The following is a 15,140-nucleotide window of genomic DNA, read 5'->3' on the forward strand; positions in this document are numbered from 1 at the left end:
CCGCTTCACATAGCGTGTTTCTTCATGTTTTTCCATTAGGATACTTTTTGTGTATCGCTATTTCAGGACGGGACAATGATTTAAATTAAAAACCATTAAGAAAGTAAAGCTATTAAGCTTAAAACTTAATCCATCATAATTTCTTAATGGTTAAAAAAACTATTTTAATTTTTGCAAATACATATTCACCACATTGTCTAATCCCAGATAAATAGCTTCGGAAATCAGTGCATGACCAATAGAAACTTCGAGTAATCCCGGGATATTTTGTTTAAAAAACTGAAGATTATCCAAACTCAAATCATGACCTGCATTGATCCCTAATCCAAGCTCATTGGCTAGGATAGCAGCGTGTGTGTATGGCACAATTCCGTTTTGATTTCCTAAACTGTATTGGTGTGCGAATGCTTCGGTATACAATTCAATTCTTTCGGTTCCAATTTTTTTTGCACCTTCAATCATTTCGAGAACAGGATCTACAAAAATGGACGTTCTAATTCCGTTTCGTTGCAACTCCTGAACAATTTCAGTCAAATAAGAAGCGTGTTTTATGGTATCCCAACCAGCATTAGATGTTATGGCATCAACAGCATCCGGAACGAGAGTTACCTGAGTCGGTTTTATTTCCAGAACAAGATCTATAAAGGTTTTTTCTGGATTTCCTTCTATATTATATTCCGTATAAACAGTCGTTTTTAAATCCCGTGCATCCTGATAGCGAATGTGGCGCTCATCCGGACGAGGATGTATGGTAATTCCTTGCGCTCCGAACTTTTGAATGTCGGCAGCTACTTTTAATAAATCAGGAACATTTCCTCCACGAGCATTACGTAAAGTAGCTATTTTATTGATGTTTACACTTAATTTTGTCATTGGAACCCTTTTTGATTAAACCAGTACTATTTCTTGAAGCAAAAATACAAAGTAAAACTTAGGAGTTTTTGCTTATTTTTGATTATTTTGCATGAAATATTTTTGCCTTATTTATGATCGGAATTACAGACTATATAACCAATGATTTTAAAGCGATTAACAACCAAGATACTATTGCGGTTGTTCAAGAATTCTTCAATGACGTCCACTTTTCACATTTCCCAATAATCGAAGAAGGGGTGTATCTGGGCAGTATTGCCCGCGAAGATCTAGAAACTTTTGACAGCACTAAAAAAGTATCTGATTTTCGTTATTCACTCGAAGGTTTTTTCACAAGAACTAATACAATATGGCTTGATGTGCTAGAAGTTTTTGCAAAAAATCAGACTAATTTAGTTCCGGTTTTAGACGAAAACAACACCTACGTGGGTTATTATCAAATAGAAGACATCATGAAGTTTTTTCATGAAACTCCTTTTTTAAAGGAACCCGGCGGCGTTATCGTTGTCAAGAAAGCCGCTTTAGATTATTCGATGAGTCAAATTACCCAAATAGTCGAAAGCAACAATGGTAAACTTTTAGGTGTATTCGTCTCCGAATTGGATGTTGAGAGTGTCGAAGTTACCTTAAAAATAACGTTAGGCGCTATAAATGAAATTATACAAACTTTCAGAAGATATGATTATGAAATTATATCCGAGCATCAAGAAGACAATTACATCAATAATTTAAAGGAACGCTCTGATTATTTAGACAAGTACCTTAATATATAGTGCTCGTTTAACCGATTATTTGTTTAATCGATTAAATACTAAAACAAACATATCAACATTAAACGATTACACAAAAAGATGAAAGTAGCGATCTACGGCCAATATTATCAAAACAGTACCGAACCTATTATAAATGATATCTTTGTTTTTTTTAACAAAAATAATGTAGAGATGATTATTGAGTCTCATTTTTTGCTGATGCTCAACGAAAGAAAAATTGTAGAAAAAAAATACAAAACCTTCACATCCCATACTGAGCTTGATTCTAGTTTTGATATGCTCATCAGCATTGGAGGAGATGGAACTATTTTAAGAGCGGCCACTTTGGTACAGGATTCCGGAGTTCCTATTTTAGGAATAAATGCGGGAAGACTAGGTTTCCTTGCTACCGTCCAAAAAGAGAATATCGCAACATTCATGCAATTTGTCATTGACAAAAAATACACCCTCTCAAAAAGAACATTACTGAGCGTGACCTGCACGCCACCAAATGAATCCATCCAAAAAATGGATTTTGCCATGAATGAAATTACGGTCAGTAGAAAAGACACTACATCGATGATTACGATAGACACGTACTTGAATAACGAATTTTTAAATTCATATTGGGCCGATGGGTTAATTATATCAACACCAACAGGATCTACCGGGTATTCCTTAAGTTGTGGCGGTCCAATCTTGACACCTGATGTAAAAAGTATTGTCATCACCCCAATTGCCCCCCACAATCTAACGGCCAGGCCTCTTGTTGTTCCGGATGAAACAGAAATTAGACTAAAAGTTTCCGGACGAGAGGAAAATTATTTAGTATCCTTAGACTCCAGAGTTACCTCGGTAAAGAACGAATCCATACTGACCTTAAAAAAAACCCCCTTTCAAATTAATATGGTAGAAATACCCGAAGAAACTTTTTTGAAAACCCTTCGAAGCAAATTACTTTGGGGACAAGATAAGCGCAACTAAATCATTTTAATAAATAATATACGATTCTACGTTTTTTTTTCGTTTGAATAAATAAAACACTCACTTTGCGCAATTTACTTGTCAATTAATCAAAAAAACACACATTTAACTGATTGAGTATTGAATCGTATTGATTATTATTATATTTGCACGCAATTTTTGATTGAATGAACAAGATTTTCTATTTATTGTTTTGCTTACACCCATTGATGAACACCCAAGCTCAGATCCACGAAATTGGTGTTTTTGCGGGTGGAAGTAACTTTGTAGGCGATGTTGGTCCTACGACCTACCTTGCGCCAAACGAACCTGCTTTTGGGTTGTTGTACAAATGGAACAAAAGTCCAAGACATGCTTATCGCTTTTCATACATGCAGTCAAACATAAATTCAGATGATTCAGATTCAAAAGAAGCAGCAAGAAACCAAAGAGAATATCGTTTTGAAAACAATTTAAAAGAAGTCTCTTTAGGGCTTGAATTCAACTTTTTTGATTTTAATCTTCACGATTCTCGAACTAAAATTACACCTTATGTGTTTTCAGGACTCAGTTATTTCCTGAGCAGGTACAAATTGACAGACACGCAAGCAGGTACAACAGCCGAAGGCATAACTGAAAGAAGAAAATCAATAGCGATCCCAATGGTTTTAGGAATCAAATCAACATTATCTCCCACTTTAATATTGGGATTAGAAACCGGAGCACGGTATACGCTGACAGATAATATAGACGGAAGTTATAATGGAAATTTTGGGAATATAAATAATAATGATTGGTATGTCTTCACTGGCGTTACGCTAACGTATACTTTTGGAAACAAACCCTGTTATTGTGCAGAATAAAAAAATGAATTTACTAGACACTATAGATGCGACTAACCTACCAAACCATTTGGCTATCATAATGGATGGTAATGGCCGTTGGGCAAAACAAAAAGGGCTCTTACGAGCTTTAGGTCATGAAAGCGGGACAAAATCAGTAAAAAAAATAATTGAAGCCAGTGCTAAACTAGGCATTGATTTTCTAACACTCTATGCTTTTTCTACCGAAAACTGGAACAGACCCAAACTGGAAGTAGAAACCTTAATGAAGGTACTCATCAACTCCTTAAAAAAGGAATTAAAAACCTTACAGGAGAACAATATAAAACTGAATGCAATTGGTAATTTAGAAAAATTACCAAAATCTGCACAAAAAGAACTCCTCGACGTTATTAATAAGACAAAAAACAATACGCAAATGACACTAACCCTAGCGTTAAGCTACGGTTCCAGGGAGGAAATTGTCACTGCTGTAAAAAACATTTGCAGTAAAGTTAAAAATAATATAATTTCAATAGACGCTATTGACGATTCCATTATTAATGAGCATCTTTACACGCAAAATTTACCTGATGTAGATTTATTAATACGAACTAGTGGAGAGCATAGAATAAGTAACTTTTTGTTATGGCAAATTGCTTATGCAGAATTATATTTTACTGATGTATTGTGGCCAGACTTTAAAGAACAAGATTTATATGAGGCTATCATTAGTTATCAAAAAAGAGAACGTAGATTTGGAAAAACAAGTGAACAAATTAAATAATTATTTAGTGTTAAATAAAAGCATCAGAATAGCCCTCACCGTTTTAATTTTCGGAAGTTTTACACAAGTTAAAGCACAAGAAAGAGTTCCTTTTGATCAAGGAAAAAAATACATCCTAGGAGATGTAACAGTTGTTGGCGATATCACTTTCAATACTCAAACTGTAGTTACTTTTGCTGGTCTACAAAAAGGACAATCGATAACTATTCCTGGTGAACAAATAAGCAGCGCCATAAAAAAACTAGGGAAACTAGGATTGTTCGATGAAATTTCATTTTATATCAATAGAATAGAAAATGACAGCATCTATCTTGATTTGAATATCGTGGAATTACCAAAATTGAGTGGTGTAAAATTTGTAGGTGTAAAAAAGTCGAAAACGGAAGGTTTAATTAAAGACAACAGCCTTAATAAAGGGAAAGTAGTCAATGAAAACTTAATTACCACGACAAAAAATTACATCGAGAACAAGTATAAAAAAGATGGGTATTACAACACCAAAGTAAACATAAACACTGCCAAAGACACAACAACGATAAACCAAGTCAACATGGTTGTCAATGTAGACAAAGGAAATAAAGTAAAAATACAAAATATTGATTTTGTGGGTAACACGAAAATATCCGACAAAGTATTGCGTAAAGCAATGAAGGACACCAAACAAAAAAACTTCCTGCGTGTTTTAAAAGGCTCTAAATTTATAAAAGAAAAATACAAATCGGATTTAGAAAACGTGATCGCTTCTTACAAAGAGAAAGGCTATAGAGATGCCAGAATACTTTCGGATTCTGTTACCTATGACAAAGACAAAAATGCCTTGATGATTAAAATAAATGTCGAAGAAGGAAATAAATACTTTTTTGGAAACATTAAATTTTTAGGAAATACCGTTTATCCTGATCAATATCTAAACAGAATTTTAGGTGTCAAAAAAGGGGAAACCTACAACGGAGTGCTTCTGGAGAAAAGAATTGCAGACAAATCAAAACCTGACGGAGAGGACATCACGAATTTATACCAAAACAGCGGTTATTTGTTTTCTAATATCAATGCTGTAGAGGTAAGAACCGCAAATGATACCATTGACTTTGAAATCAGAGTTACTGAAGGACCAATTGCATACTTCAATAAAATTACAGTTGTAGGAAACGACAAGACCAATGACCGAGTAATTTACCGGGAATTAAGAACCAAACCAGGAGAAAAATACAGCAAAGAAGAGTTAGTACGAACCATTAGAGAGATTGGACAATTAGGATTTTTTGATCCGGAAACTATCGATCCAAAGTTCAAGAATGTTGATTCAGGAGCAGGAACTGTTGATATTGAATACAATCTAACAGAGAAAGGATCCAGCCAAATCGAACTTCAAGGTGGTTATGGTGGTGGTGGTTTCATTGGAACATTGGGACTTTCTTTTAATAACTTTTCAGCCAGAAACTTACTCAATAAAGAAGCCTACAAACCACTACCAATGGGAGATGGCCAAAAAGTATCGCTACGTTTACAGGCCAGCACCTTTTTTCAAACGTATAGCGTCTCGTTTTCCGAGCCTTGGTTTGGAGGTAAAAAACCCGTGTCTTTTAGCACCTCATTGTCATACAGCAAACAATTTTTGAATAATTTTATAACACAAAGAGCCGATAGAACTAAGAGTTTTAATATCATTACATTATCCGTTGGCTTGTCAAAAAGATTAACGGTTCCGGATGACAACACGTATTTATCTCAATCGGTAAGTTACCAACATTATGATTTAAATAATTACAACACTGGATTATTTACTTTTGGAGACGGGTCTTCCAGAAACTTAGCGTACACCATAGGACTAACGCATACCAATAAAGGATTCAATCCTATATTTCCAACATATGGGTCCGAATTTAGTTTATCCGCAAAATTTACACCACCCTATTCATTGTTGAATGGTATAGATTATGCCACACTAGGCGATAAAGAAGAATATAAATTAAAAAATACTGTTGACCGACAAAATGAACCTGATGGAAATGGGAATATTGTTCAAATTGGAGATTATATTGACACTAACGGAAACAAAGTGACTGATTTTAACCTTGCAGCAACAAACATCAGTAAAGTAGATCAAGAGCGATTTAAATGGTTGGAATATTATAAAATAAAGTTTAAAGCAGACTGGTATACTAAGATTTACGGAAAATTAGTCCTTAGAACGTTGACTGAATTTGGTTTTCTCGGAGCATACAATCAAGATAGAGGTTCAGTTCCATTTGAACGATTTTATCTTGGGGGCGACGGACTGGCTAACTTTTCTATGGATGGTAGAGAAACCATACAGCTAAGAGGGTATCCTAATAATTCATTGACACCCGTAAACAGCACAGAAGATCAAATTGGAGCTACAGTTTTTAACAAATTCTCAATGGAGTTACGCTATCCGATAACATTAAAATCATCCGCATCAATTTATGCTTTGGCATTCATGGAAGCAGGTTCATCATTTAGTGATTTCAAAAGCTATAACCCTTTTGCTTTAAGTCGTTCTGCAGGAGTTGGGTTGCGTGTATTCATGCCTGCATTTGGTTTATTGGGAATTGATTTTGGCCATGGTTTTGACGCTCTGCCAGGAGAAGCAGAACCAAACGGATGGGAAACTCACTTTATTATTGGACAACAATTCTAAAAAATTGATTTAAGATTTTTCTAATACGTCACTATTTATGAGAAAACAATTTTTATATCTATTTTTAATCTTAGCAGTTGCGCAGACGATGAAGGCGCAGACTAGAGGAACCAAACTGGGCTATATTGACATGGAATACATTTTACAGAATGTTCCAAATTATACCGAAGCAAAAGTTCAATTAGAGCAAAAAACCCAAAAATGGAAACTAGAAATTGAAACTAAAAAAATTGAAATCAATAAATTAAAAGATGCGTTAAAAGCCGAAAAAGCACTATTAACCAAAGAACTCATTAGCGAAAGAGAAACAGAAATTAGTTTCCTCGAAAATGAAAATTTAGACTATCAACAAAAAAGATTTGGACCCAGTGGCGATTTGATCCTACAAAAATCTATTTTGGTAAAACCAATACAGGATCAAATTTTTACTGCCGTTCAGGATATTGCTGAAGCAAAAAAATATGATTTTATCTTTGATAAAGCCTCTGATCTTACCATGCTGTTTGCCGCAAAAAGATTTGATATCAGTGAGCAAGTATTACGCATTTTGAACCGTACAGAAAAAAGAGAACAACTGACAAAAAAACAACTTCAGGAAGAAGAAGCTAGAGAAAGCAAGGAAGATGCGTCAGATGAAAATCCTGCATTAGCCGATAGACAAAAAATCCTGAACGATAAAAAAATAGCCCGAGACAAACTGCTCGAAGATCGAAAATTACTTCAAGAACAAAGAAAAAAAGAATTTAATGACAAGAGAAAACAAATAATAGCTGACAGAGAAGCTAAAAAAAATGGCACGGTTTCTGCAAATATTAAAATAACTGACACCGTTACAGCACCATCAGTAAGTGACTTAAAAAAAGACAATGCTAAAGAGACTGTTGAATTAGCCAAAAATAAACAAGCTGACGCCAGAACTAAAACATTGGAAGATCGTAAAAAAGTCATTGAAGATCGCAGGAAAGCTTTAGAAGAAAGAAGAAAAAAAATACTGGAAGACAGAGAAGCTATCAAAAAAGCTAAAGAGGAAAAAATAAAAGAAAATACAAACAATAATTAATTACTAAATATTTTAAAAACGATGAAACAAATCAAAACCCTATTAATTGCTGCCCTTGTTATTTTAGGAGCAAATCAAACACTTACTGCGCAAACAAAAACGGCACATGTAGATGTAAGTGAAATTATGACAAAAATGCCTGCAATGTTAGATGCTCAAAAACAATTAGATAAGTTGAGTACTACGTATGATGCTGATTACAAAAAAATGGTTGAAGAATACCAAGCTAAATTAAAAAAATACGAAGCAGAAGCTGCAACAGTTACTGAAGTTATTAACACAGAACGTTCTAAAGAGGTTCAGGACATGCAAAAAAGAATTGTTGATTACAGAGACAATGCTCAAAAAGAATTGCAACAAAAAGAATCTGATATCGTAAAACCATTAATGGAAAAAGTAAGAGCTTCGATCCAAAAAGTGGGTAAAGCAAAAGGGTATCAATATGTTTTAGACGGTTCAACTCTTTTACTTGCTGATGGTCCAAACTTGACTATGGATGTAAAAAAAGATTTAGGTTTCTAAAAAAAGAACAAAGTTCAAAAAAACTGCTCACCTTATATTAGGACAGAGCAGTTTTTTTTGTTTAACAAATATTCTAGGAAATTAAAATTTCAGCGCGTAACTTTGTTTCTATGGACAACAACGATCAACCTATAGGGATTTTTGACTCAGGAATAGGTGGCACCTCCATCTGGAAAGCAATTCACAAACTACTTCCAAACGAGAAAACCATATACCTAGCCGATAGCAGCAATGCACCCTACGGACAAAAAACAAAAAAGGAAATTGTTGCATTAAGCATGAAAAATACCGAATTCCTGCTTGATATGAAATGTAAATTAATTGTAGTTGCCTGCAATACGGCAACAACTAATGCCATTCAAGAATTAAGAGCTAAATACAATGTTCCTTTCATAGGAATTGAACCTGCAATAAAACCAGCAGTCACTCATTCAAAAACACAAATAATAGGAATTCTGGCTACACAAGGCACACTAAACAGTGAACTTTTCAATAAAACCACTGAGAAGTATCAAGATACTAAAATAATTGAGCAAGTGGGACATGGATTGGTGCAATTAATTGAAAATGGAGAGATCAACTCGCCCGAAATGACCACATTACTTCAAGCCTACCTGATTCCTATGATTAATGCCAATATTGATTATTTAGTCTTAGGTTGCAGTCACTATCCGTATCTGATTCCTCAAATAAAAAAAATACTTCCTAAACACATTCACATTATAGATTCCGGTGAAGCAGTTGCCAAACAAACTCAAAACATATTGCGGAAAAATATAGGTTTAGCATCATCACAAAGCAACGAACCTATTTTTTATACGAACACCAATCCAAAAGTATTGACTGAAATTTTAGAAAACAAGTATACGGTAGAGCAGGAAAATTTCTAAAACGGCTGAATATTACTCCTTCTGGAACCAACTGGAATACATAACATAATTATTCGAAATGCGTTCAATTTCTCCTGCAAAATCGGACTGATCTATATCCTTAACTTTTCTAGCGGGAACTCCTGCCCAGATTGTCCCTGAGCCTACAACAGTGTTCTGAGTAACAACAGCACCAGCAGCTACAATAGAATTACTTTCGATAACACAATTGTCCATTACTATCGCCCCCATTCCAATCAATACATTATCGTGAACCACACAACCATGAACGATTGCATTATGTCCAATAGAAACATTATTTCCTATGAGCGTAGGGTGTTTTTTGTACGTACAATGAATAATAGCACCATCTTGAATGTTGACTTTGTTCCCAATTTTAATACAATTAACATCTCCTCTGATAACTGCATTAAACCATACACTACAGTTGGTTCCAAAAGTAACATCGCCAACAATAGTGGCATTTTCAGCAACATAACAATCCTTCGGAATAGAAGGTGATTTACCGTTGACAGATTTTATTAGCATGATAAGATAAATTAGTTAATTGCCGGACAATTGCAATCGTATTTAACAGGTTTACAAAACAAATCAATCCCAAGGGTAATTTGGTGGTAACCACCATTATCAAATTTTACCGCACCAGACAATTGAGAATACGTATAAGCGACCATAAATTGATCAAAATTTACACCCACAATTGGTGTTATATATTGTAGTTTTTGTTTCGAAATTGTATTGCCAACAAGATACTCTGCACCATCAAAACTTCTTCGATAGGACAATCCTCCCCAAACTCTACCAAAATCTAAATTTTTATATGCTTTCAAATTAAGGTCAATTGACTTCTCTTTCGTTTGATCCACCAATTGGAATAAAACAGAAGGCTCCCATAAAATTTGATCTGAATTACCAAAAACGTACCCTGCACTGAATAAAAATTTTCTTAAGTTATCACTTTCATATTCCGTGTAAATATTTCTTCTAATTTCAATTGCATTTTTTACTGTAGCATGCGCGTAAAAATCTAAAAAATTATAGGATATTCCAAAGTCCACATTAAAATACGAATCTTTTTGAACCACCGTTCCATCAATTATTGGATCAAAATCACCTGACTGCAAAAAAGCGGTCTCATCTAATTGACTTTGTATCAATCCACCACTAATCCCGAAAGACAATTGATTTAAATCAATTTCATCTCTAGAAAACATAAGGTGATACGCATACGTCAATTTTATTCCTTTTTGAGAATGATACCCGTTTTTATCATTAAAAAGTATAAAACCCGCTCCTGCTTTTTCACCTACTTTACCATTAAAACTGAGTGTTTGTAATTCAGGCGCGTCCTTCTGATCGAACCATTGCTTACGACCGGTTAACCTAATTTTAGCGCAATTTGCCGCACCAGCCATAGAAGGATGTATCAAGTAATAATTATCTGATAAATAATCTGAGTACACAGGTATTCCTTCCTGAGAAAAGGAATAAAGAGACATCAAAAAAATAATGGCTAGAAATCTAATCTTATTATGCATTTAAATACTTTTTAGTAAAACGGATTCGATCAAAAAACAATATAAATTTATTAAAAAAAAGCAAAGGCAGAATCAAAAACGTAAACTAAAGTTAATTTATTCATTAAAAAATCAAATATAGGTATTCGTAGAAAATAACTTTAGTAAATTCGTAAAAAATTCAAAACTGATGAACAAAGTTACCATAAAAGAGACCCAAAATCCGACGATATTAAAATTTGAATTTAACGATTTTATCACTCAAAATGAAAGTTTTGAATTCAAAAATATAGACGAGGCAAAAACATCCCCTTTAGCACAACAATTATTTTACCTGCCTTTCGTAAAAACAATTTATATTTCCGGGAATTTTATTGCTATTGAAAAATATAATATTGTAGAATGGCATGATGTCAAAGATGCTGTGGCGGAACAAATAGACAAATTTGTAAATGATGGTGGAACAATCATCGCTATAGAAGAAAACAAGCATAAAAAACAACCAGTAACCGTATATGGCGAAACAACTCCTAATCCGTCAGCTTTGAAATTTGTTGTTAGCAAAATGCTTACCAAAAAAGCTATTGAATTCAAAAATATCGATCAAACTGGCGCTTCTCCATTGGCAAAAGAGCTGTTTAAATTCCCTTACGTTAAAGAAATTTTTATCGATGAAAATTACATTTCCGTAACCAAATATGAAGTCAATGAATGGCAAGAAATAACCTTAGAACTAAGAAGTTTCATCAAGCAATACATAGAAAACGGCGGAACTGTTTTAGATGAAAATTATATTGCCACGGTAGCTGCACAAGAAAAAATAAAAGTAAAAGAATTTGATACACTGGATGTCACTTCGCAACAAATCATCAATATATTAGAAGAATATGTAAAACCCGCAGTACAAGCTGATGGTGGAAATATAGCCTTCGATTCCTATAACGAAGCCGACAAAACCGTAAAAGTGATTTTACAGGGTGCTTGTAGCGGCTGTCCTTCCTCTACATTTACTTTAAAAAGCGGGATAGAAAACATGTTAAAAAGCATGTTAAATGACGAAAGCATCAAAGTAGAGGCGATAAATGCATAAAAGGAAAAACATTTAAAATATTGACATAAAAATAGTTACGTTAAAAAAATTGGCGAATTTTAATTTTATCTTAACACCTAGAAATCATGTCAATATTAAAAGTAATTGAAATTCTTTGCAGTTCTAAAACAAGTTGGCAAGATGGAGCTCAAAAAGGAATAGCCAAAGCCTGGAAATCTGTAAAACACGTGCGGTCCGTCTATGTCCATGACCAAAGCGCAACCGTCAGTATTGGTTTTTATAATAGAATTTCGAATAAATCTAAAATTAACTTTCGAACACGAATAGAGTAGCTAAAAAAATCAAAGCGTTTCATCAGAAGCGCTTTTTTTTAGGAGCAATTTCCCGTCATCCGTTACAATCTTTTTCTTTTTAAAGAAAAAAGAAAAAGGATTTCCACTTCTACCGGGGCTAAAAAAATTCCCATGAATAAATTCCATTTTAAAACCAGTCCCTATTTATAACAACACCCCAAAAATCCAGTAGACCGGAAAACACTGATTTCAATATCATTGGCACCAACCCTAGAAAAAGACAAACCCAACATTATAAACACCGCTAATTTCCCAGCCATTAACAACCAACCTGAATGGCACTAAGGCAGCAATGACAGAAATACAAAACTATCAAATTCTCTTTTTTTCAGGCAGGCTTCTCAAGCCAAGAAAAACTGTAATACTTGATTCAAAATAAAACCTGTCTACTGCCAAATACTGATTATCAACAAATTATTAATGATTTAATAAAGTAATCATAGAAAAAAATCACTACTATTGTAAGACCAATCAAATAGAAATACCATGGGACTAGCATCATTTTTAAAAAAATTATTTGGCTCAGCCAAAGAAACGACCAGTGAATTAGCGGACAAAGCCGAAACTAGTTTTGAACACGCCAAAGAAACAGCGGCGCCTTACTTAGAAAAAGCGGAGAGTTTTATAGCAGAAACATTTGAAAAAACAAAAGAAAGCGCAACACCCTATTTTGAAAAAGCAGAACTTTTTGCTGAAGATACTTTTGAAAAAGCAAAAGAAACGGCAGCGCCAATTATAGAAAAAGCAGAACACTTTGCCAGCAATACTAGAGAAGTATTAAGCGAGTATTCAGCCAAAACCGGAGAAGCTCTTGGGGATTTAGTAAATAGTATAAAAGAAAAAACTGATGCAACTGCTGACAAAGCAGCAGATATGGCAATTGAGGGAAAAACAACCGCATCTGAAGTTGTTGACACCCTAAAAGAAAAAGCAAGCGAAACTGCTGACAAAGCAGAAAACTTAGCCAGTGATGCACAAACAACCACTTCTGAGGTTGTTGACACTCTAAAAGAAAAAGCAAGTTCCCTTGCACATGATGGCGAGGAAGAACTAAAACAGAGCAAAAAAGAAACCATAAATAAAATAGAAGAAGATGCCGATTAATTTAATCGTATTTTTGTCCTTCAAACTTAACCTTCTCCTTTTGAGAAGGTTTTTTATTATATAAAAATGAATTTAGATCCAGACCAACTTACTAATTACGCTGATACTTTTTTAAAAGTATTGATAGATTATTCTCCAAAATTAATTTCTGCCTTTATAATTCTATTTGCTGGACTTTATATCATCCGTCTCATCAATAGGTTTATCAGAAGAATAATGGTGAAAAGGAATCTAGACCCTACACTGACAAAATTTCTGGCAGATATTTTAGTTTGGGTCTTACGAATAATTTTATTTGTATCCTTTATTTCGAAACTAGGGATTGAAACATCTTCCTTTGTGGCCATTCTCGGTGCAATGGGACTTGCGGTAGGCCTATCACTTCAGGGATCACTCTCCAATTTTGCAGGCGGCATGTTGATTATTCTCTTTAAACCCTTTAAGGTTGGCCATACAATTGAAGCCCAAGGGGTCATCGGAACTGTTAACGAGATACAAATATTTGTAACCAAATTAATAACCGCTAACAATCAAACTATTTTTATACCCAATGGATCTTTATCAAATGGGAATATTACTAATTATTCGTTGCAAAAGATCAGAAGAGCTGATTTGACAATTGCTATTTCTTATGATACGGATATTAAAAAAGCACGCGAAATGATCACGGCAGTTCTAAAGAACAATCCAAAAGTGCTTGAAACACCTGCTGCTGAAGTATCCGTAAAAAACCTCACCGACAGCGCCATCCAAATAGCGGTAAGACCTTGGGCTACAAATGAAGATTTTTGGGGTGTTTATGCCGATACATTGGAAAACTGCAAACAAGCGTTTGATACTGCTGGAATTATTATTCAGCCTTATGTTAAGGAGTCGTCAAAAAAGAATAACACGGAGAGTAATGAAATATAATAATAAAGAAATTAAGGGTTTAGCTGTACTGCCAAACCCTTAATTTCTTTATTAAAACCGCATTCCTACAATAAGAAAGGCAGAAGTTACGACACTATTATTTTAAAACCCAGATTCCACAAAAGCAATAACTATTTTTTTGAAGTCGTAATCAAAAAATCTTTCAAATAATAAGGCTCAAAGTACGCAACATCAACGGTGTCACTTACTTTGAATTTCTCATAACTCAAAGCGCTCATTTCTTTGGCAGAAGGATATTTAATCCCCTCTAAAAATATATGGTTTTTTTTAGTTAAAACCAGCTTGCATTTCTCGGCACAATCTCCAACAAAATAGATGGATTCCTGCAAATCTTCAAATGAATTCTCCGTAATTATTTCGGCAAGAACTTCTCGTTTTTTTTCTAAATTCGGGTTAAAAACAGCACTATATACTTCCATTCTTCGCGCATCAATCATGGGAATAATCAATCCGCTGGAAACTGTAACCTGCGATGCCAACGCTTGCAAAGTATCAATAGCAATCAATGGGATGTTCAGTGCATAGCAAAGCCCTTTTGCTGCCGAAACCCCAATTCGCAATCCAGTATAAGAACCCGGTCCTTGACTTACGGCAACAGCAGATAAATCCTGAAGCGTAATTCCGGCTTCTTTGATAATTTCCTCAATAAAAACATGCAATCGTTCCGCGTGGGAATATCCTTCTTCTGCTATTTCTTTACAGAGAATCGTTTTTCCTTCTTTTGCAAGAGCTACCGAGCAATTTTTAGTGGCGGTTTCAATATTTAATAAGTAAGACAAGCCGTTTAAAGTTTAAAGTTTAAAGTTCCTCTCGAAACCTTTAATTTGTTTTATTTTTGAATTACAAAATTCG

Annotated in this window: 16 protein-coding genes; 12 read left to right on the forward strand and 4 right to left on the reverse strand. The window is 34.3% G+C overall.

The window, feature by feature from the left end:
* Positions 1–159: 159 nt before the first annotated feature.
* On the reverse strand, positions 160–873 hold the full coding sequence (locus EKM02_RS08375) for a pyridoxine 5'-phosphate synthase (protein WP_126454123.1): 714 nt from the start codon (positions 871–873) through the stop codon (positions 160–162).
* Between the two features lie 113 nt (positions 874–986).
* Between EKM02_RS08375 and EKM02_RS08380 the strand changes: the two genes are divergently transcribed.
* The 8 genes from EKM02_RS08380 (at position 987) to murI (ending at position 9,330) form a co-directional block, all read left to right on the forward strand.
* A complete protein-coding gene (locus tag EKM02_RS08380; RefSeq protein ID WP_126454125.1) occupies positions 987–1,646 on the forward strand; it encodes a CBS domain-containing protein in 660 nt (219 codons plus the stop codon).
* Positions 1,647–1,724: 78 nt separating this feature from the next.
* Positions 1,725–2,609 (forward strand): NAD kinase, encoded by an 885-nt coding sequence (locus EKM02_RS08385; protein WP_126454127.1) that lies wholly within the window; start codon positions 1,725–1,727, stop codon positions 2,607–2,609.
* Between the two features lie 167 nt (positions 2,610–2,776).
* Entirely contained in the window at positions 2,777–3,451 is a 675-nt protein-coding gene (locus EKM02_RS08390; RefSeq protein WP_126454129.1) for a DUF6089 family protein, read from the forward strand.
* A 4-nt stretch (positions 3,452–3,455) separates the two neighbouring features.
* Positions 3,456–4,196, forward strand: coding sequence for an isoprenyl transferase (locus tag EKM02_RS08395; RefSeq protein ID WP_126454131.1), 741 nt, complete (start codon positions 3,456–3,458; stop codon positions 4,194–4,196).
* Entirely contained in the window at positions 4,129–6,858 is a 2,730-nt protein-coding gene (locus tag EKM02_RS08400; protein ID WP_126454133.1) for an outer membrane protein assembly factor, read from the forward strand. The genes EKM02_RS08395 and EKM02_RS08400 overlap by 68 nt, the downstream gene beginning before the upstream one ends.
* 37 nt (positions 6,859–6,895) lie before the next feature.
* Positions 6,896–7,918, forward strand: coding sequence for an OmpH family outer membrane protein (locus tag EKM02_RS08405; RefSeq protein ID WP_126454135.1), 1,023 nt, complete (start codon positions 6,896–6,898; stop codon positions 7,916–7,918).
* Positions 7,919–7,939: 21 nt separating this feature from the next.
* Positions 7,940–8,440 (forward strand): OmpH family outer membrane protein, encoded by a 501-nt coding sequence (locus EKM02_RS08410; RefSeq protein WP_126454137.1) that lies wholly within the window; start codon positions 7,940–7,942, stop codon positions 8,438–8,440.
* A 110-nt stretch (positions 8,441–8,550) separates the two neighbouring features.
* Complete coding sequence (gene murI, locus EKM02_RS08415; protein WP_126454139.1) at positions 8,551–9,330, forward strand: glutamate racemase; 780 nt, start codon at positions 8,551–8,553, stop codon at positions 9,328–9,330.
* Between the two features lie 12 nt (positions 9,331–9,342).
* Here murI and EKM02_RS08420 read toward each other — a convergent pair whose 3' ends face one another.
* Together EKM02_RS08420 and EKM02_RS08425 are read right to left on the reverse strand one after the other, a co-directional pair.
* On the reverse strand, positions 9,343–9,858 hold the full coding sequence (locus EKM02_RS08420; RefSeq protein WP_126454141.1) for a gamma carbonic anhydrase family protein: 516 nt from the start codon (positions 9,856–9,858) through the stop codon (positions 9,343–9,345).
* An 11-nt stretch (positions 9,859–9,869) separates the two neighbouring features.
* Positions 9,870–10,868, reverse strand: coding sequence for a type IX secretion system membrane protein PorP/SprF (locus EKM02_RS08425; RefSeq protein WP_126454143.1), 999 nt, complete (start codon positions 10,866–10,868; stop codon positions 9,870–9,872).
* Positions 10,869–11,037: 169 nt separating this feature from the next.
* Here EKM02_RS08425 and EKM02_RS08430 point away from each other — a divergent pair, with 169 nt between their 5' ends.
* The 4 genes from EKM02_RS08430 to EKM02_RS08445 all read left to right on the forward strand — a co-directional run bounded on the left by EKM02_RS08430 (position 11,038) and on the right by EKM02_RS08445 (position 14,267).
* The gene (locus EKM02_RS08430) at positions 11,038–11,937 is read left to right on the forward strand and encodes a NifU family protein (RefSeq protein WP_126454145.1); all 900 of its coding nucleotides are present in this window, start codon (positions 11,038–11,040) and stop codon (positions 11,935–11,937) included.
* 86 nt (positions 11,938–12,023) lie between these two features.
* Positions 12,024–12,230, forward strand: coding sequence for a dodecin family protein (locus tag EKM02_RS08435; RefSeq protein ID WP_126454147.1), 207 nt, complete (start codon positions 12,024–12,026; stop codon positions 12,228–12,230).
* A 507-nt stretch (positions 12,231–12,737) separates the two neighbouring features.
* Positions 12,738–13,355 (forward strand): hypothetical protein, encoded by a 618-nt coding sequence (locus EKM02_RS08440; protein ID WP_199878474.1) that lies wholly within the window; start codon positions 12,738–12,740, stop codon positions 13,353–13,355.
* A gap of 66 nt (positions 13,356–13,421) precedes the next feature.
* Positions 13,422–14,267, forward strand: coding sequence for a mechanosensitive ion channel family protein (locus EKM02_RS08445; RefSeq protein WP_126454149.1), 846 nt, complete (start codon positions 13,422–13,424; stop codon positions 14,265–14,267).
* A 131-nt stretch (positions 14,268–14,398) separates the two neighbouring features.
* On the opposite strand, the gene tsaB is transcribed toward EKM02_RS08445, so the two are convergent.
* Positions 14,399–15,067: a tRNA (adenosine(37)-N6)-threonylcarbamoyltransferase complex dimerization subunit type 1 TsaB gene (gene tsaB, locus EKM02_RS08450; protein WP_126454151.1), complete on the reverse strand. Its 669-nt coding sequence runs from the start codon at positions 15,065–15,067 to the stop codon at positions 14,399–14,401.
* Between the last annotated feature and the right edge of the window lie 73 nt (positions 15,068–15,140).

This window comes from Flavobacterium sp. RSP49 (assembly GCF_003968735.1).
In the GTDB taxonomy this organism is placed as follows: Bacteria; Bacteroidota; Bacteroidia; order Flavobacteriales; family Flavobacteriaceae; genus Flavobacterium.

What these genes read in the sequence shown, in the direction of transcription:
- EKM02_RS08400 (WP_126454133.1), top strand. Translation starts at nt 4,129, where the DNA reads ATGAGGCTATCATTAGTTATCAAAAAAGAGAACGTAGATTTGGAAAAA.
- EKM02_RS08380 (WP_126454125.1), top strand. Translation starts at nt 987, where the DNA reads ATGATCGGAATTACAGACTATATAACCAATGATTTTAAAGCGATTAAC.
- EKM02_RS08440 (WP_199878474.1), top strand. Translation starts at nt 12,738, where the DNA reads ATGGGACTAGCATCATTTTTAAAAAAATTATTTGGCTCAGCCAAAGAA.
- EKM02_RS08445 (WP_126454149.1), top strand. Translation starts at nt 13,422, where the DNA reads ATGAATTTAGATCCAGACCAACTTACTAATTACGCTGATACTTTTTTA.
- EKM02_RS08375 (WP_126454123.1), bottom strand. Translation starts at nt 873, where the DNA reads ATGACAAAATTAAGTGTAAACATCAATAAAATAGCTACTTTACGTAAT.
- EKM02_RS08410 (WP_126454137.1), top strand. Translation starts at nt 7,940, where the DNA reads ATGAAACAAATCAAAACCCTATTAATTGCTGCCCTTGTTATTTTAGGA.
- EKM02_RS08425 (WP_126454143.1), bottom strand. Translation starts at nt 10,868, where the DNA reads ATGCATAATAAGATTAGATTTCTAGCCATTATTTTTTTGATGTCTCTT.
- EKM02_RS08395 (WP_126454131.1), top strand. Translation starts at nt 3,456, where the DNA reads ATGAATTTACTAGACACTATAGATGCGACTAACCTACCAAACCATTTG.
- EKM02_RS08430 (WP_126454145.1), top strand. Translation starts at nt 11,038, where the DNA reads ATGAACAAAGTTACCATAAAAGAGACCCAAAATCCGACGATATTAAAA.
- EKM02_RS08390 (WP_126454129.1), top strand. Translation starts at nt 2,777, where the DNA reads ATGAACAAGATTTTCTATTTATTGTTTTGCTTACACCCATTGATGAAC.
- EKM02_RS08420 (WP_126454141.1), bottom strand. Translation starts at nt 9,858, where the DNA reads ATGCTAATAAAATCTGTCAACGGTAAATCACCTTCTATTCCGAAGGAT.
- EKM02_RS08435 (WP_126454147.1), top strand. Translation starts at nt 12,024, where the DNA reads ATGTCAATATTAAAAGTAATTGAAATTCTTTGCAGTTCTAAAACAAGT.
- EKM02_RS08385 (WP_126454127.1), top strand. Translation starts at nt 1,725, where the DNA reads ATGAAAGTAGCGATCTACGGCCAATATTATCAAAACAGTACCGAACCT.
- murI (WP_126454139.1), top strand. Translation starts at nt 8,551, where the DNA reads ATGGACAACAACGATCAACCTATAGGGATTTTTGACTCAGGAATAGGT.
- EKM02_RS08405 (WP_126454135.1), top strand. Translation starts at nt 6,896, where the DNA reads ATGAGAAAACAATTTTTATATCTATTTTTAATCTTAGCAGTTGCGCAG.